The organism is Streptomyces sp. NPDC045022 (genome assembly GCF_056432605.1).
Window position 1 is genome coordinate 159,552 of sequence record NZ_JBWKIR010000016.1, and the last position, 16,485, is coordinate 176,036.

Annotated in this window: 17 protein-coding genes; 10 read left to right on the forward strand and 7 right to left on the reverse strand. The window is 73.0% G+C overall.

Annotation, left to right across the window (positions count from 1 at the left end; genetic code table 11):
* Position 1: 1 nt before the first annotated feature.
* The 4 genes from AC07C1_RS26780 (at position 2) to pssA (ending at position 3,389) form a co-directional block, all read left to right on the forward strand.
* Positions 2–514: a MaoC family dehydratase gene (locus AC07C1_RS26780; RefSeq protein ID WP_478942979.1), complete on the forward strand. Its 513-nt coding sequence runs from the start codon at positions 2–4 to the stop codon at positions 512–514.
* Positions 515–516: 2 nt separating this feature from the next.
* Positions 517–1,722, forward strand: a complete 1,206-nt coding sequence (locus AC07C1_RS26785; protein WP_478942939.1) for an acyl-CoA dehydrogenase family protein — start codon at positions 517–519, stop codon at positions 1,720–1,722.
* A 169-nt stretch (positions 1,723–1,891) separates the two neighbouring features.
* A complete protein-coding gene (locus tag AC07C1_RS26790) occupies positions 1,892–2,548 on the forward strand; it encodes a phosphatidylserine decarboxylase (protein WP_478942981.1) in 657 nt (218 codons plus the stop codon).
* A 22-nt stretch (positions 2,549–2,570) separates the two neighbouring features.
* Positions 2,571–3,389 carry a CDP-diacylglycerol--serine O-phosphatidyltransferase gene (pssA, locus tag AC07C1_RS26795; protein ID WP_356941174.1) on the forward strand — a complete coding sequence of 273 codons (819 nt, stop codon included), beginning with the start codon at positions 2,571–2,573 and terminating at the stop codon, positions 3,387–3,389.
* Between the two features lie 238 nt (positions 3,390–3,627).
* Here pssA and AC07C1_RS26800 read toward each other — a convergent pair whose 3' ends face one another.
* A complete protein-coding gene (locus tag AC07C1_RS26800) occupies positions 3,628–4,764 on the reverse strand; it encodes a glycerate kinase (protein ID WP_478942940.1) in 1,137 nt (378 codons plus the stop codon).
* A gap of 180 nt (positions 4,765–4,944) precedes the next feature.
* On the opposite strand from AC07C1_RS26800, the gene AC07C1_RS26805 reads away from it, so the two are divergent.
* From AC07C1_RS26805 to AC07C1_RS26815, 3 genes are read left to right on the forward strand one after another with little or no spacing between them, the layout of a single operon-like run.
* Positions 4,945–6,051 carry an ADP-ribosylglycohydrolase family protein gene (locus AC07C1_RS26805; protein WP_478942984.1) on the forward strand — a complete coding sequence of 369 codons (1,107 nt, stop codon included), beginning with the start codon at positions 4,945–4,947 and terminating at the stop codon, positions 6,049–6,051.
* Between the two features lie 39 nt (positions 6,052–6,090).
* A complete protein-coding gene (locus AC07C1_RS26810; RefSeq protein ID WP_478942942.1) occupies positions 6,091–6,276 on the forward strand; it encodes a hypothetical protein in 186 nt (61 codons plus the stop codon).
* A complete protein-coding gene (locus AC07C1_RS26815) occupies positions 6,273–6,764 on the forward strand; it encodes an NUDIX domain-containing protein (protein ID WP_478942944.1) in 492 nt (163 codons plus the stop codon). The genes AC07C1_RS26810 and AC07C1_RS26815 overlap by 4 nt, the downstream gene beginning before the upstream one ends.
* A gap of 4 nt (positions 6,765–6,768) precedes the next feature.
* Here the strand turns inward: AC07C1_RS26815 and AC07C1_RS26820 are convergent, their stop codons facing one another.
* Positions 6,769–6,969, reverse strand: coding sequence for a type II toxin-antitoxin system VapB family antitoxin (locus tag AC07C1_RS26820; protein ID WP_478942946.1), 201 nt, complete (start codon positions 6,967–6,969; stop codon positions 6,769–6,771).
* 156 nt (positions 6,970–7,125) lie between these two features.
* Here AC07C1_RS26820 and AC07C1_RS26825 point away from each other — a divergent pair, with 156 nt between their 5' ends.
* Positions 7,126–7,863, forward strand: coding sequence for an SIR2 family NAD-dependent protein deacylase (locus tag AC07C1_RS26825; protein WP_478942947.1), 738 nt, complete (start codon positions 7,126–7,128; stop codon positions 7,861–7,863).
* On the opposite strand, the gene AC07C1_RS26830 is transcribed toward AC07C1_RS26825, so the two are convergent.
* From AC07C1_RS26830 to AC07C1_RS26840, 3 genes are all read right to left on the reverse strand, one after another.
* A complete protein-coding gene (locus AC07C1_RS26830) occupies positions 7,860–8,351 on the reverse strand; it encodes a methylated-DNA--[protein]-cysteine S-methyltransferase (protein WP_478942948.1) in 492 nt (163 codons plus the stop codon). The two genes, AC07C1_RS26825 and AC07C1_RS26830, sit on opposite strands and share 4 nt — an antisense overlap.
* A gap of 22 nt (positions 8,352–8,373) precedes the next feature.
* Positions 8,374–9,855 carry an AlkA N-terminal domain-containing protein gene (locus tag AC07C1_RS26835; protein ID WP_478942950.1) on the reverse strand — a complete coding sequence of 494 codons (1,482 nt, stop codon included), beginning with the start codon at positions 9,853–9,855 and terminating at the stop codon, positions 8,374–8,376.
* Positions 9,856–9,933: 78 nt separating this feature from the next.
* Positions 9,934–10,773, reverse strand: coding sequence for a methylenetetrahydrofolate reductase (locus tag AC07C1_RS26840; RefSeq protein WP_478942986.1), 840 nt, complete (start codon positions 10,771–10,773; stop codon positions 9,934–9,936).
* 548 nt (positions 10,774–11,321) lie between these two features.
* Here AC07C1_RS26840 and AC07C1_RS26845 point away from each other — a divergent pair.
* Together AC07C1_RS26845 and AC07C1_RS26850 are read left to right on the forward strand one after the other, a co-directional pair.
* Positions 11,322–12,029: a B3/B4 domain-containing protein gene (locus AC07C1_RS26845; protein ID WP_478942951.1), complete on the forward strand. Its 708-nt coding sequence runs from the start codon at positions 11,322–11,324 to the stop codon at positions 12,027–12,029.
* Between the two features lie 36 nt (positions 12,030–12,065).
* The gene (locus AC07C1_RS26850) at positions 12,066–14,072 is read left to right on the forward strand and encodes an aminotransferase class I/II-fold pyridoxal phosphate-dependent enzyme (protein ID WP_478942953.1); all 2,007 of its coding nucleotides are present in this window, start codon (positions 12,066–12,068) and stop codon (positions 14,070–14,072) included.
* 133 nt (positions 14,073–14,205) lie between these two features.
* Here the strand turns inward: AC07C1_RS26850 and AC07C1_RS26855 are convergent, their stop codons facing one another.
* Both AC07C1_RS26855 and AC07C1_RS26860 read right to left on the reverse strand, forming a co-directional pair.
* Positions 14,206–14,715: an O-acetyl-ADP-ribose deacetylase gene (locus tag AC07C1_RS26855; RefSeq protein ID WP_478942955.1), complete on the reverse strand. Its 510-nt coding sequence runs from the start codon at positions 14,713–14,715 to the stop codon at positions 14,206–14,208.
* Positions 14,712–16,130, reverse strand: coding sequence for a phytoene desaturase family protein (locus AC07C1_RS26860; RefSeq protein ID WP_478942957.1), 1,419 nt, complete (start codon positions 16,128–16,130; stop codon positions 14,712–14,714). Before AC07C1_RS26860 ends, AC07C1_RS26855 begins: the two co-directional genes overlap by 4 nt.
* Positions 16,131–16,485: the final 355 nt, after the last annotated feature.

The following is a 16,485-nucleotide window of genomic DNA, read 5'->3' on the forward strand; positions in this document are numbered from 1 at the left end:
CATGCAGTTCGGGCGCACCTACGAGGAGTTCGAGGTCGGGGCGACGTACAAGCACTGGCCGGGCAAGACGGTCACGGAGTACGACGACCACCTGTTCTGTCTCCTCACCATGAACCACCACCCGCTCCACATGGACACGAACTATGCGGAGAAGACGACGGACTTCGGCAAGAACGTCGTCGTCGGGAACTACATCTACTCCCTCCTGCTCGGCATGTCCGTGCCGGACGTCTCCGGCAAGGCGATCGCCAACCTGGAGATCGAGTCGCTCAAGCACGTGGCGCCGACCTTCCACGGCGACACCATCTACGGCCAGACGACCGTGCTCGACAAGTGGCCGTCGAAGTCGAAGGACGACCGCGGGATCGTCTACGTGGAGACCAAGGGCTACAAGCAGGACGGCACCCTGGTGTGCGTCTTCCGCCGCAAGGTCATGGTGCCCACCGAGACGTACATCAAGGAGCGCGGCGGCGAGCAGCCGGGCCGCCCGGAACTGAAGCAGCAGGAGAAGTAGCCATGGCGCGACTCGCCCAGACCGCCGGCCTGACCGACGTCCAGCAGGAGATCCTCTCCACCGTCCGGGACTTCGTCGACAAGGAGATCCTCCCGGTCGCGACCGAGCTGGAGCATCGCGACGAGTACCCGCAGCAGATCGTGGACGGCCTGAAGGAACTCGGCCTGTTCGGTCTGATGATCCCCGAGGAGTACGGGGGCCTGGGCGAGTCGCTGCTCACCTACGCGCTGTGCGTGGAGGAGATCGCCCGCGGCTGGATGTCGGTGTCCGGCATCATCAACACCCACTTCATCGTCGCGTACATGCTCAAGCAGCACGGCACGCAGGAGCAGAAGGACCACTTTCTGCCGCGCATGGCGGCCGGCGACATCCGCGGCGCCTTCTCGATGTCCGAGCCGGCCCTGGGCTCCGATGTGTCGGCGATCACGTCGAAGGCGGTCAAGGACGGCGACGAGTACGTCCTGAACGGTCAGAAGATGTGGCTGACGAACGGCGGTACGTCGTCGCTCGTGGCCGTTCTCGTCCGTAGTGACGAAGGACACCCCGAGGGCACGGCCCCCCACAAGTCGATGACCACCTTCCTGGTCGAGAAGGAGCCGGGCTTCGGTGAGGTCCGCCCCGGACTGACCATTCCCGGCAAGATCGACAAGATGGGTTACAAGGGCGTCGACACCACCGAGCTGATCATGGACGGCCTGCGCATTCCGGCCGATCGGGTGCTCGGCGGGGTCACCGGCCGAGGTTTTTACCAAATGATGGACGGCGTCGAGGTCGGCCGCGTCAACGTGGCGGCGCGTGGCTGTGGCGTCGCTCAGCGTGCCTTCGAACTGGGTGTCCGGTACGCCCAGCAGCGGCACACTTTCGGCAAGCCGATCGCCCAGCACCAGGCCATTCAGTTCAAACTGGCCGAGATGGCCACCAAGGTCGAGGCCGCGCATGCCATGATGGTGAATGCGGCACGCAAAAAGGACTCCGGGGAACGAAACGACCTCGAGGCCGGTATGGCCAAGTACCTCGCCTCCGAGTACTGCAAGGAGGTCGTGGAGGATGCCTTCCGGATCCACGGCGGCTACGGCTTCTCCAAGGAGTACGAGATCGAGCGCCTCTACCGGGAGGCCCCGATGCTGCTCATCGGTGAAGGTACCGCTGAAATCCAGAAAATGATCATCGGGCGCCGGCTGCTCGAAGAGTATCGATTCCAGGGCTGATTGTCCGGATACGGGGTGTTTTCTTCGAGAAGAAGATCACACCCCGTAGACACGCTTCGGTCGCCGACTCGGCTTCCTGGCTTGCCCAGTTGTGGCCCGCGACCGGTACGATCCCGGAAAGCCGCCGTCCCCCGTCATAGCGCGGCATCATCCGCTACGAAGGTCATCCATGCCCCACAGCCAAACCTCTGCACACCGCGACAGCCTGGTAGGCGCACGCCTCGCGCGCGGAGCATCGCCGTGGCTTCTCCCGACCGTCGCCACCGCAGCCCTCAGCCTGGCCCGCGCCCGCCACTCGGGCGCCGCCAAGGCCGTCGCCGTGCCCGCCACCGCGCTCGCGGCGGGCATGCTGTGGTTCTTCCGCGACCCCGAGCGCGAGATCGCCACGGGCCGGGTCATCTCGCCCGCCGACGGCGTGGTGCAGAGCATCATGCCGTGGAAGGACGGCCGTACCCGCGTCGCGATCTTCATGAGCCCGCTCAACGTCCACGTCAACCGCGCACCCCTCGCGGGCACGGTGACGTCGGTCGAGCACATCCCCGGCGGTTTTGTTCCGGCTTTCAACAAGGAGAGCGAGAACAACGAGCGCGTAGTCTGGCATTTCGACACCGAACTCGGCGACATCGAGATGATCCAGATCGCCGGCGCGGTGGCCCGCCGCATCGTGCCCTACATCCCCGAGGGCACGAAGGTCGAGCAGGGCGACCGCATCGGCCTGATCCGCTTCGGATCGCGTGTCGACCTCTACCTGCCCGAGGGTGTGGAGGTCGCGGTCGAGGTCGGTCAGAAGACCGTGGCTGGGGTGACTCGCATTGACCGTGATTGATCCGGAGACCCAGGCGGGCTGGGTGCCCGAGGCCGACGAGGTGGACGACGACGAGGAGATGCCTCTTTCTCTTCGCCTGTCGATAGCGGACACCCTGACGCTGGGCAACGCCACCTGTGGCTTCATGGCGGTGTACTTCACCACCACCGGGATCCTGATCCCGCACCTCACCGGCAGCCAGGAGTCCGGCATGGCCCGCCACAGCGCGGCCACGGCGGTCATCCTGATGCTCTGCGCGGCGGTCTTCGACCTGTTCGACGGCCTGGTGGCGAGGAAGCTCCGCTCCTCCCCCATGGGTGCCGAGCTGGACAACCTGTCCGACCTGATCAGCTTCGGCCTGGCGCCCGCGTATTTCGTGCTCGTCTACGGCATGGTCGCGGACGACGCGCACCAGAGAGTGGCGGCGCTCGGGGCAATCGTGGTGCTCCTGGCCGTCGTCCTGCGGCTGGCCCGCTTCTCGTGCGTGACGATGAAGGACGGCGTGTTCCAGGGCATGCCCTCGCCGTTCGGCGCGCTGACGGTCGTCTCGATCGTGCTGCTCGAGCTGCCCTTCGTGGCGACGCTGCTGGCGATCCTGGGTACGGCGTGGCTGATGGTGAGCCGGGTGGAGTACCCGAAGCCGCGGGGCCGCCTCGCCGGGGCGATGCTCTCCTGGATCGTGCTGTCCATGGGACTGCTGGCCGCGTGGGCCTTCGACGCCCCGAGCGGCCAGCTGCTGCTCCAGACGGGCTGCGCCCTGCAGCTGGTCATGGGCGCGGTGATCCCGCTGTTCGCCACGGCTCGCCGGGTGAACAACTTCCGTGACAACCGCCGCGAGGCGCGGGCGGCGCAGCTGCCCTGAGCGTCCTCGCGACCCAACGGGTGTGGCCCGAGCCCCTGCGGCTCGGGCCACACCCGTTTCGCGTTCAGCGTGCAGCGCTTCGAAGCGTGCCGGTGGTCGCCGGCTACGATCTCGTGCTCCCCGGCGGCCTCACGAGCGGCAGCTGCTGCCGGGACCGGCCGGGGAACCGACCGAACCGGACCAGGACGGTCCGGGCGGCCGCCGCTCAGTTGCCCGGCCGCCGCTCAGTTGCCGCCGATCAGTTCAGGAAGTCCCGCCCGATCCGCTCGGCGACCCGCTCCAGGATCGGCCCGGCGTCCGCGATGCACTTCGCCACGTCCGGCTCGACCTCCGTCAGCGGGTACGCCCGGCGGATCCCGGCCCGTCCCAGCGCTTGCGGTGCCAGCGCCAGCCGCCCGCACACCGCCACGACCTCCTTGCCGGCCGCCCGGGCCGCCGCGGCGACCCCCGCCGGCGCCTTCCCGTGCAGCGTCTGCTCGTCCAGGGACCCCTCCCCGGTGATCACCAGCGACGCCCGCTCCAGGGCGGGCGCGAAGCCCAGGACGTCCAGCATGACCTCGATGCCGGGACGGAAGCGGGCGCCCAGGAGCAGGGCGCCGTAGCCGATGCCACCCGCCGCACCCGCCCCGGGGGACGCCGCGTGCTCCGCCGCCCGCGGCCCGACCTCGGACTCGAGCACCTTGGCATAGTGCGCGAGCGCCGCGTCGAGGGTCCCGACGTCGTCCGGCGAGGCCCCCTTCTGCGGGCCGTACACCGCGGGCGCGCCCTTCGGCCCGGTCAGCGGGTTGTCGACGTCGCTGGCCAGCACCAGCTCGACCGAGGACAGCCGTGGGTCGAGTCCGGAGAGGTCCGCGCGGGCCAGGCCGGCCAGCCCGCCGCCGCCCGGAGACACCGGCTGGCCGCCGTCGTCCAGGAAGCGGGCGCCGAGCGCCGCCAGCATGCCCGCGCCGCCGTCCGTCGTGGCGCTGCCGCCGACGCCGAACACGATCGTCCGCGCCCCCGCGTCCAGCGCGGCCCGCAGCAGCTCCCCGGAGCCGTACGTGGAGGCGGTGAGCGGCGCGAAGACACCGGCCGGGAGGCGCTGGAGTCCGCTCGCCTCGGCCATCTCCACGACCGCCGTGCCCTCGCGCAGCGCGAACGCGGCGGTGACCTCCTGGCCGAGCGGTCCGGCGACCCGGATCTCCCGCCGTTCGAAGCCGGCCGCGACCGCCGCGTCCACGGTCCCGTCACCGCCGTCGGCCACCGGCAGCGCCTCGACCCGAAGATCCGGCACGGCCCGGCGCAGCCCGGCCGTCACCCGCTCGGCGACCTGTACGGCCGTCAGCGAGCCCTTGAACTTGTCCGCGGCGATGAGCACCCGTCGGGTCTCGTTCACTGCAGCGTCCGCCACCTTGCTTTCCCCTTGCTCTCCGGGCCCCGCGCACGTCAGGGCCAGTCGCGCCGCTGCGACCTTAACCTCAGGACGCCCTTGCCGTCATGCACCGACCGAACCGTGGGAAGTCGCTGGGAGGCGGCCGGGGAAACCGGGTAGACCCCAGCCATGACCACCCGGCCCATGACCACCCGGCGCACCGAGCCCGATCTCGCCGACCGCATCCACGGCGGCTGGCTCGGCCGGATCGCGGGCAACATGCTCGGCAAGCCGGTCGAACAGGGGGAGGTGTGGACCCGCGACCGCATCGACCGCTATCTGCGGCGGGCCGCCGCCCTGCCGCTCACCGACTACCTCCCCGAGCCCGCCGACCCGGCCGAGACCGCCGTACTGCGTCCGGAGTGGCGCGCCTGCGTGCGTGGCCGCATCCACGGCAGCTGCCGGGACGACGACGTGGACTACGCGATCCTCGGCCTGCACCTGCTGGAGACCCACGGCTTCGGCTTCAGCACCGAGCAGGTCGGTGACCTGTGGCTGCTCCGGCTGCCGTACCTGCAGACCTTCACCGCGGAACGGGCGGCGTACCGCAATCTCGCGAACGGGCTGAAGCCGCCGGTGACGGCGACGTACGACAATCCGTACCAGGAGTGGATCGGTGCCCTCATCCGGGCCGACGTCTACGGCTGGGCCTGCCCCGGCGACCCGGTCCGCGCCGCCGGCCTGGCCCGCCGGGACGCGGTGCTGTCGCACTCCGGCAACGGCGTCTACGGCGCGATGTTCGCGGCGGGGCTGATCTCGGCGACCTTCACCGCCGCGACCGTGCGGGACGCGCTGGAGCGAGCGCTCGGCCTGATCCCGGCGAGCAGCCGCCTCGCCCGTACCGTGCGGCGGGTCGCGACGCTGCACGAGACGCGGCTGCCGTGGGAGGAGACCCTGGCCACGCTGTCCGCGGAGACCGCCGGGCTCGGCTGGATCCACACCGTGCCGAATGCCGCGGTGCTCACCGCCGGGCTGCTGTACGGCGACGGCGACTTCACCCGGACCATCGCCCTGACCGTGCGCGGCGGCCTCGACACCGACTCCAACGGGGCGACGGCCGGCTCGGTGGCCGGAGTCCTCACCGGCGCGGCCGCGATCCCGGACCAGTGGAAGGACCCGCTGGAGGACACCGTCCGCAGCGCGGTGTTCGGCTTCGACGGCGTACGGATCAGCGACCTGGCGGCGCGTACCCTGCGGCTGGCGACCGGGCGGCGGGAGGAGGCCGTGTCCGGCGGCTCGAATCCGTCGTGAGCACCCTCATGAAGGTGTTGCGATCGGCACAATGAGCCCATGCCGGAGTACGTGGAACTCGACCTGGCCGGAGTCGCGGTTTGTGTGGAACTCGCCGGCGCCGGCGAGCCGTTGGAGGACGGCGGCCTGCCCGCGGAGTTCGGCGTGCCGAGCCCCGTCTCGCGCGGCGGAGGCCGGGTCGCGTCCGCGGCCGCGGCCGCGCTGGCGTTACCCTCAGCGGAATGACCACTCCTGACTTCGCCGCGTACATCGCGAGCCTGCCTCGGGTCCTCGCCGGTGCCGCCGCGCTCTTCCGGGACGCCGAGGGGCGGGTGCTGCTCGTCGAGCCCAACTACCGTGAGGGCTGGGCGCTTCCGGGCGGGACCATCGAGTCCGACGACGGGGAGACTCCACGCCAGGGCGCCCGCAGGGAGACCTTGGAGGAGATCGGGCTCGACCGGGAACTCGGCCGGCTGCTGGCCGTGGACTGGGTGCACGGCGCGGGGCGGCCGCCGCTGGTGGCGTACCTGTACGACGGCGGTGTCCTCGCCGAGACCGACTTCAAGGCGATCCGGCTGCAGGAGGAGGAACTGCTGTCCTGGCGTCTGGTGTCCCGCGAGGAGATCACCGGCCATCTGCCCGACGCGCTCGGCCGCCGCGTGCTGGCCGCCCTGGACGTCCTCGACGACGGCTCCGGCCCGGTGGAACTGGAGAACGGCCACCGGGTGGCCTGACCGGTCAGCCCTCCGGGTCCCTCGGCTTGGCGTCCACCTCACGCAGCGCCTCGTCGCGGGCGGCGACCCGCGCCTCCGTGCGGTGTCCGCGCTCGATGTAGTCGCGGACGACGAGTTCGACGGCGTCCTGGGGGCTGCCCACACCGGCGAGCACCATGACCTCCACGACGAGCTGGGCGTCGAGCGAGACAGTCACCTTGGCCATGCCCGGACGCTAGCATCGCAAGCTCCCCGCCGTGGCCGGAATCCGGCCGACCCGAGGGCGCCCCCGCCCCGGTGCCCGGCCCCCGTGCGCCGGGCGTGCTCCGGCTGAGCCATATCCGTTCGCCGGAGCCGGTACGCCCGGCCTACCCTCGGGTACATGATCAAGCCTCTCGTCGCCGTGCTCAGCGGGGCCGGTGTCTCCACCGACTCCGGGATCCCCGACTACCGCGGGCCCAACGGGCTGTGGCGGCGCGACCCGGAGGCCGAGAAGCTCGTGACGTACGAGTACTACATGGGGGACCCGGAGATCCGGCGGCGGTCCTGGCGGATGCGGCGCGAGAACCGCGCGCTGAAGGCCGAGCCGAACGCCGCGCACCGGGCCGTCGCCGAGCTGGAACGGTCCGGCGTCCCGGTCAGGGTGATCACGCAGAACGTGGACGGGCTGCACCAGTCGGCGGGCATGCCCGCCCGCAAGGTGCTGGAACTGCACGGCAGCGCGCGCAGCGTGGTGTGCACCGGGTGCGGGGCGCGGGGGTCGATGGAGGACGCCCTCGCCCGGGTCGAGGCGGGCGAGGAGGATCCGGCGTGCCTGGTGTGCGGCGGTGTCCTGAAGTCGGCGACGGTGATGTTCGGCGAGCGGCTGGACCCGGTGGTCCTCGGTGAGGCCCTGGCGATCAGCAAGGCGTGCACCGTGTTCGTCGCGGTCGGCAGCAGTCTGCAGGTGCAGCCCGCCGCGGGTCTGGCCGGAGTCGCCGCCGACCACGGCGCCCGTCTGATCATCGTCAACGCCGAGCCGACGCCGTACGACGAGCTGGCCCATGAGGTGATCCGCGAGCCCATCGGTACAGCCCTGCCCGAACTCCTGCGGCGCCTCGGTGCCGGGAGTGTGCGCTAGAAGAGGGCCGTTCCCCGCTCGAAGTCCAGCAGTTGCCGCTTGCGGTTCAGGCCGCCGCCGTAGCCGGTGAGGCTGCCGTCGGAGCCGATCACCCGGTGACAGGGGACGATGATGCCGACGGGGTTGCGGCCGTTGGCGAGGCCGACCGCGCGGGAGGCCCGGAAGCTGCCGAGGGCGTGGGCGAGTTCGCCGTAGGTGCGGGTCTCGCCGTAGGGGATGCGGGTGAGCTGCGCCCACACGCCGCGCTGGAACGGTGTTCCGTGCAGGGCGAGTCCGACGGTGAACTCCGTCAGCTCGCCCGCGAAGTACGCCGACAGCTGCTCCTCCGCCTCGGCGAAGCAGCGCAGGCCGTCCTCGTTCGGGCCGAAGCTCTCCTCGGGCGGGCGGTGCCGCTGACCGGCCATGTACAGGCCGCACAGGGCGCCGTCCGCGTCGGCGACGAGGGTGAGCGGACCGTACGGGCTGTCGATCACGGTGTGGCGCTTCACTGCTGAACCTTCTCTGAGGGGCTTATACGGGGAGGAAGTTGATCGGGTGGCTGTCGGTCGCCCACAGATACTGCACCGCGTACGCCCGCCAGGGCCGCCAGGCCTCGGCGCGTGCGGTGAGCGCGGCCGGAGTGGCCGGCAGGCCCAGCTCCCCCGCCGCCCGGCGGATCCCGAGGTCGGTGGCGAGGAAGGCGTCGGGATCACCGAGGGCGCGCATGGCGATGACGTCGACCGTCCAGGGCCCGAAACCGGGCAGGGCGAGCAGCCGGGCGCGGGCCTCCGCCCAGTCCGACTCGACACCCAGGTGGAGGGTGCCGTCGGCCAGTTGCCGGACAAGGGTGGTGAAGGTGGTGCGCCGGGTACGCGGCATGGCCAGGGTCCCGGGGTCCACGGCGGCCAGTGCCTCAGGTGACGGGAAGAGGTGGGTGAGCCCGCCCTCGGGGTCGTCGAGGGGCTTGCCGTGGGCGGTGACCAGGCGGGCCGCGTGGGTGCGGGCGGCGGCCGTGGAGACCTGCTGTCCGAGGACGGCACGGACGGCGAACTCGGCCTCGTCGACGGTGCGGGGCACCCGGCGTCCCGGGGCCCGGTCGACCAGGGGCGCGAGCAGCGGGTCGGTGCGCAGCCGGCCGTCGACGGCGACCGGATCGGCGTCCAGGTCGAGCAGGCGGCGGCAGCGGCTGATGGCCACGGTCAGGTCGCGCAGGTCGCCGAGGGTGAGGCGGCAGGCGATGTGGTCGGGCCGCGGGGCGAGCGCGACGACGCCGTGCCCGTAGGGCAGCCGGAGCGTGCGCCGGTAGGCGCCGTCCCGCCACTCCTCGACACCGGGTACGGCCGTGGCGGCGAGGTGACCGAAGAGGTTGTCGGGGTTGAGCGGGGCGCGGAACGGCAGGCGCAGGAGGAGGGTGCCCGGGGTGCCCGCCGCGCTGCTGCCGGGGACCCGGGCGCGCAGCTCGCTCGGGGACAGGGCGAAGACCTCGCGGACGGTGTCGTTGAAGGTGCGGATGGAGGAGAAGCCGGCCGCGAAGGCGATCTCCGCCATGGGCAGCGGGGTCGTCTCGATGAGCAGGCGCGCGGTCTGGGCGCGCTGGGCGCGGGCGAGCGCGAGGGGCCCGGCGCCCAGCTCGGTGAGCAGCTGGCGCTCCACCTGCCGGGTGCTGTAACCGAGCCGGGTGGCGAGTCCGGGCACGCCCTCGCGGTCCACGACGCCGTCGGCGATCAGCCGCATGGCGCGGGCCACCAGGTCGGCGCGCTGGTTCCATTCCGGGGAGCCGGGACTGGTGTCGGGGCGGCAGCGCTTGCAGGCCCGGAAGCCGGCCTGCTGGCAGGCGGCGGCGCTCGGGTAGAACGTCATGTTCTCGGCCTTGGGCGGGACCACCGGGCAGCTGGGCCGGCAGTAGATCCGAGTGGTCAGGACGGCCGTGAAGAACCACCCGTCGAACCGCGCGTCCTTGGACTGCACGGCGCGCACGCAGTGCTCCCGGTCGAGGTGCATCCCTGTCTGCATGCCTCCAGCATCGACGAGCGCCGGGCCCGGCCGCTGGCGGAAATCCGACACGTACGCGGGCGTGACCAGGAGGCGCCCTCAGCCCGTCCGTGATGCGGCCGCGCCGGCCTGCTCCTCGGCGGTCTCCCGCCGGAACCGGGCGACCCACTCGGCGGTCGTGCGCAGCCCGCCGAACGTGTAGAAGTGCACCTTCACGCGGCCGTGCCGCGCGGGGTCGTACCGATCGGCCAGTGCGCGCAGGAAGCGGTCCGGGCCGGTCGTTCCCATCAGGTTGGTCAGCGAGAAACCGTACTTGCGGGCGACGGAGGCGCTGGTGCCGACGCCGAACCGGGTGGCGTAGCCGAGCAGCCGGCGCACGCCCGCCGGGCCGGGGACACCGATGCGGACCGGCAGGTCGACGCCGCGGGCGCGGACGGCCTCCAGCCAGGTGAGGACCGGGTCGACGTCGAAGCCGAACTGGGTGATGACGTCGCCGCCGAACCGGTCGGCGCCGATGGCCGCGGCCTTGTCGGTGAGCGCCGACCAGAGTGTGGGGCCGGCTATCGCCGGATGGCCCTCCGGGTAGCCGCTGATGCCGATGTGGCGGACGCCGTGACGCCGCAGCAGACCGGTGCGCAGGAGGGCGAGGGCGTCCTCGTACGGGCCCTCGGGGCGGGCGGGGTCGCCGCCGACGACGAAGACGTTCCCGGAGGTGCCGTCCGCCGCCAGCCCGGACAGGAACTCCTCCAGGGCGGAGCGGGAGGGCAGGCGGCGCGCGGAGATGTGCGGCACGGGGACAAAGCCGAGCCGTTTGACCGCGCGGGCGGCCGCCAGCCGCATGCCGAGGTCCTCACCGGCGAGGAAGGTGATGTTGATCCGGGTACCGGGCGGGATGCAGTCGCGGGCCTCCTCCAGCCGGAGGACGTCCTTGCCGGTCATCTCCAAGGAGAAGCCGTCCAGCAGGGAGGGGCGATCCGGCAGGGAGGAGTCGTCGGGCAGGCAGGAGTGGTCCGGCAGGCAGGAGTGGTCCGGCGACGGGAGGCCGTCCGGCTCGGGGGAAGTGTCCGGGAGGCCGGTGGGCCGCCTCGGGCTCTCGGCTCCGTTCGGGCCGGGGGCGGCCGCGTCGGGCGGGGCGGTGAGAGCGGGGTCCATCGTGCTCCTCGTGCGGCGGTGGTCCTGACCCCGGCCGATGATGCCACGCGGGCCGCCGGCGTCTCGGGCCAGGGGCGGGGGCGTACGCGGGGCCGCCGTCGGACTGGCAGGGGCATGGCCATGGCCGCGCCTACGGCCGGGGGCCCGGGAATATGGACCGGTCGTTCGAGCCTGGTTTGGCCCTGGCCGCCGGGCCCCGACCTGGGCAGGGTGGTGTTCCCGAACGTCGAGGAGGTCCTGTTGAGCGTCTCGATCCCACTGGTCACCCCGGTTCCACCGGCCCCTGCCCGGCGCGCTGCGGCACCTGCGGGCCCCGGTGCGCGAGCGGCGGTGGCATGATCATGCGATTCCGGCACGCGGAGACCATCTGGGCCGCGTTTCCCGAGCTGTCCTCCGGCGCGCTGTACGCCACCGGCGTCGATGCCTCTGTGGACACCGGGCCGCGCGCGGCCGCGTACACCACCCGGGCCGCGGCCCGGCTGGCCGGAGCCACCGAGGGCGAGTTCCCCGAAGTACTGGCCTGGCGGCGGACGTTCACCCGCATGGGAGTGAAGCCGACGCAGTACCGGTGTGCGTCGGAGTCGCTGCTGCGGCGGCTGCGCAAGGAGGGGGCGCTGCCGCGCATCCACCCGCTGGTGGACCTGTGCAACGCCCTCTCGGTGGCGTACGCGGTGCCGGTGGCGGTCCTCGACGCCGACCGCATCGCCGGGCCACTGCTGGAGGTGCGCCCGGCTCGCGGGGACGAGACGTACACGACGTTCGGCGGCGGGGTCGAGCATCCCGCGCCCGGCGAGGTGACCTTCGTCGACTCCACCGGACGGGCACACGCCCGTCGCTGGACGCACCGGCAGAGTGGACATTCCGCGGTAGGCGAGCGGACCGGCCGGGTGCTGGTGGTGGCGGAGGCCATGCACGACGGCGGCACCGAGATGCTGCCCGAGCTGCTGAAGACTCTTGAGGAGGAGGTGGCGGCGCACTGGGGTGCCGTCACCACGACGGCTCTGCTCGCCCCGGGCGCGCCGGAGTTCGTCTTCGGTCCCTGAGCCCGGCGGGCGGGGCCGGCAGGGCGAGGTGACAGCATGGGCACGGTGGACGAGGGGCGAGCGGTGCCGACAGCGGGGGAAGTCCCGGACCACGGCTCCGACTTCCTGCAGCTGGCCGTCGGTGACGTCCCCGCCGGCGGGAAGGCGGAGTGGCTGACCGGCCGACTGCGGCAGGCGATCGCCGACGGCCGGCTGGCGGTGGGCGGCCGGCTCCCGCCCACCCGGGTGCTGGCGGCGGAGCTGCGGGTCTCGCGCGGGGTGGTGACCGAGGCGTACCGTCGGCTCGCCGAGGACGGCCAGGTGGAGGGCCGGCGGCGCGGTGGCACGGTGGTGGTCGCGGCGCCGTACCCGTACCCGGCGGCCCCCGGGGGCGCGGTCTCGCAGAGCACGGAGGGGGCGGCCTGGTACAGCCCGGAGAGCGCGGCGTCCGGGGGAGCGGCCGGGCGGAGGGGGCACGGCGCGACCTCGGGGGGCGCGGGCCGGCGGAGCGGGGAGAGCGCGACCCCGGCAGGCGCGGCCGGGCGGAGCGGGGAGAGCGCGACCTCCGGCGGCACGGACTCGCAGAGCAGGGAGAGCCTGGCCACGGCAAGCGCAGCCCGGCGGAGCGGAGAGAGCCCGGCCACGGCAAGCACGGACTCGCAGAGCGCGGAGAGCAAGACCACGGCAGGCGCGGACTCGCAGAGCGCGGAGGGCGCGGCCCGGCAGAGCGGGGCACCAACCGTGCCCGGCACGCAGGTCACCCGCCTACCGGGCACAACGGCACAGACCCAGCGGACCACACCCGGCACGCACCCCACCGGCATACCCGGCACGACAGCACAGACCCAGCGGACCACACCCGGCACGCACCCCACCGGCATACCCGGCACGACAGCACAGACCCAGCGGGCCGCACCCGGCGCGCTGTTCACCGGTGTACCGGGCGCGGGCGTCTTCGACGCGCTGCGGGCCGCCCCCGCCGCCGTCGATTTCACACCCGGCCGTCCCGACCTCGCCACCTTCCCGCGGGCCGCCTGGCTGCGCGCCGAACGCGCCGTCCTCGCCGAGCTGTCCGCCGGCCACCTCGGCTACGGCGACCCGCGTGGCGCTCCCCGGCTGCGGCGGGCCGTCGCCGACTGGCTCGCCCGGATGCGGGGCGTACGGGTGGGGCCGGACGAGGTGCTGATCGTCGCGGGCACCGCGCAGGCGCTGACCCTGCTGCACCCGGTGCTGCGGGCGGACGGCATCGACGGTGTCGCGGTGGAGGACCCCGGCTCCCTCGGGGCACGCCAGCACCTGCGGAACGGGGGCCTCGCCACCCCGCCGGTGCCGGTCGACGAGGACGGGGTGCGGGTGGACGCGCTGCGCGCCACGGGAGCCCGAGCGGTGCTCCTCACCCCGGCCCACCAGTTCCCCACCGGGGTGGTGACCAGCGGCGAGCGGCGGCGTGAGCTGCAGGGCTGGGCGCGCGAGGGCGGGCTGATCCTGGAGGACGACTACGACGCCGAGCACCGCTACGACCGGCCGCCGGTGCCCGCGCTGCACGCGCTGCTCGCCGACCGGGTGTGCTACATGGGCAGCGTGTCGAAGCTGCTCGCTCCGGCACTGCGCATCGGCTGGCTGGTGGCGCCGCCCCGCTACCGCGCCGGGCTGATCGACGCCAAGCGCTTCAACGACCTGGGCAACGCGGTGCTGCCGCAGCTGGTACTGGCCCGGCTCATGGAGACCGGTGAACTGGAGCGTCATCTACGGCTGTTGCGCCGCCGCCACCGCAGGCGCCGGGACGCGATGATCGCCGCCCTCGCCGAGCACCTGCCCGGCGGGGTCGTGCACGGCGCCGCGGCCGGCCTGCACCTGACGGTCACCTACGCGGCGGACGTGTCCGACACCGAGGCCGCCGAGGCAGCGCTCGCGCACGGTGTGAAGTGCCAGCCGCTGTCCTGGCACCAGCAGTTGCCCGGCCGCCCCGGCCTCGTCCTCGGCTACGCGGCCACCCCGCCCGGGGTCATCGCCGAGGGCGTGGCACTGCTCGGCCGGACGCTGCGCGAGCTGAGCGGGACCTGACGCCTCGGCCGAAGGCCGCCGGGCGGGCGACCTCCCCGGCCGCGCCCGTCCTTCTCGTTGTTCTCCCGCTGGTCGTCCGGTTGTCCCGCGCGGGACCACTCCGGGCCAGGCGGCACACGCTCCCCGTCGGCCGTCAGCCGACCTGCCGGGCGAAGGCCTCGTACGCCCGGTCGTCGAAGAGGACGAAGCGCACCTCTTCGACGGCCGTCGGCGTGTTTCGGACCGTTGCGACGGCGATGCGCGCCGCGTCGTCCATCGGCCACCGGTACACGCCGGTGGAGACGGCCGGGAACGCGACCGTGCGGGCGCCCAGTTCGTCGGCCACGCGGAGGGACGCGCGGTAGCAGGAGGCGAGCAGGCCGGAGCGGTCCTCGGTCGCGGACCAGACCGGGCCCACCGTGTGGATCACCCAGCGGGCGTCCAGTTCCCCCGCCGTGGTGGCGACCGCCTGACCGGTGGGCAGGCCCTTGCCGTACCGGGAGGCGCGCAGGCTGCGGCACTCCTCCAGGATGGCGGGGCCACCGCGGCGGTGGATCGCGCCGTCCACTCCCCCACCACCGAGGAGGGAGGAGTTGGCCGCGTTGACGATCGCGTCGGCGCTCTGCCGGGTGATGTCACCCCGCACGAGGGTGATGGTGGTCATGGCTGTCTCAGTCTGCGCCATACGGCCTTGGCCGCGTTGTGCCCCGACATGCCGTGCACGCCCGGCCCCGGCGGGGTCGCCGAGGAACAGATGAACACCGCCGGGTGGGGCGTGTGGTACGGGAACAGGGACAGTTTGGGGCGCAGCAGCAGCTGGAGTCCGGAGGCCGCGCCGCAGGCGATGTCGCCGCCGACGTAGTTGGCGTTGCGGGCGGCCATCTCGGCGGGGCCGGCGACGGCGCGGGCCAGCACGCGGTCACGGAAGCCGGGGGCGAAGCGCTCCAGTTGACGCTCCATGGCGTCGGTGAGGTCTCCGGACCAGCCGTTGGGGACGTGACCGTACGCCCAGAAGACCTGCTTGCCCTCGGGGGCTCGGCTGGGGTCGACCACGCTGGGCTGCACGGTGATCATGAACGGTCTGTCGGGGGCGCGGCCCTCACGGGATGCGGCACGCAGGGCGGTGCCGATCTCGGCACTGCTCGCCCCGATCTGGACGGTTCCGGCGCCCCGGGCCTCGGGCGCGGTCCAGGGCACCGGGCCGTCCAGCGCGTAGTCGATCTTGAAGACGCTGGGACCGTACCGGTAGTTCGCGTAGTGGTCGCCGAAGCCGGCGATGCGGGCGAGCGCGGTGGGCGAGGTGTCGAAGACGTACGCGCGCGCGGGCGGCAGGTCGTCCAGGCGCTTGACCTCGTAGTCGGTGTGCACGGCGCCGCCGAGGTCCGTCAGGTAGGCGGCGAGCGCGTCGGAGATGGCCTGGGAGCCGCCCCGGGGCACCGGCCAGCCGCGGGCGTGGGCGGACAGGGCGAAGACCAGGCCGATGGCGCTGGTGGCCGGCCCGCCGAGGGGAGCCATCACATGGGCTACCAGGCCCGCGAAGAGGGTTTTGAACCGGTCGTCCTTGAAGCGGCGCATCAGCCAGGTGGACGGGGGCAGCCCGGCCAGGCCGAAGCGGGCCAGGGTGACGGGGTCGCGCGGGAGCGCGGTCAGTGGCAGGGACATGAAGTCCCGGACGAGGGTGTCCCAGTGGGCGAGCAACGGCTCGACGAGCCTGCGGTAGGCGCCCGCGTCGCGTGGTCCGAAGGAGGCGGCGGTCTCGGGGACCGACCGGGACAACACGGCCGCGCTGCCGTCGAGGAAGGGGTGCGCCATCGGCAGGTCGGCGTGCAGCCATTCGAGGCCGTAGCGGTCGAGGGGCATGGCGCGGAAGGCGGGAGAGTTGATGCCGAGGGGGTGGGCGGCCGAGCACGGATCGTGCCGGAAGCCGGGGAGGGTCAGCTCCTCGGTGCGGGCGCCGCCGCCCACGGTGGGCCGCGCCTCGAACAGGGCGACGGAGAAGCCGCGGCGGGCCAGCTCCACGGCAGCGGTCAGTCCGTTCGGTCCCGCACCCACCACGACCGCATCGAGCATCGACGGCACCTTCGGACCCCTTCGTCAGCCGATGGCCATTCGGGATCAGGATATGCCGGGGCACTGACACTCCCCGGCCCGGGTGGCCCAGCCGGCCCAGGTGACGCGGTGACGGTCTCGCGTATCCGAACGTCAGGCGTCCGCGCGGGACCGGCGCGGAACTGCGCGCCCCCAGCCGTCAGGCCACCGTGCGGGACGCCACCCGAGCCGCCGGGCCACCGTGCGGGACGCCACCCGAGCCGTCAGGCCGTCGTACGGGACGCCACCCAAGCCGTCAGGCCGTCGTACGGGACGCCACCCAAGCCGTCAGGCCGTCGTACGGGACGCCACCCAAGCCGTCAGGCCGTCGTACGGGACGCCACCC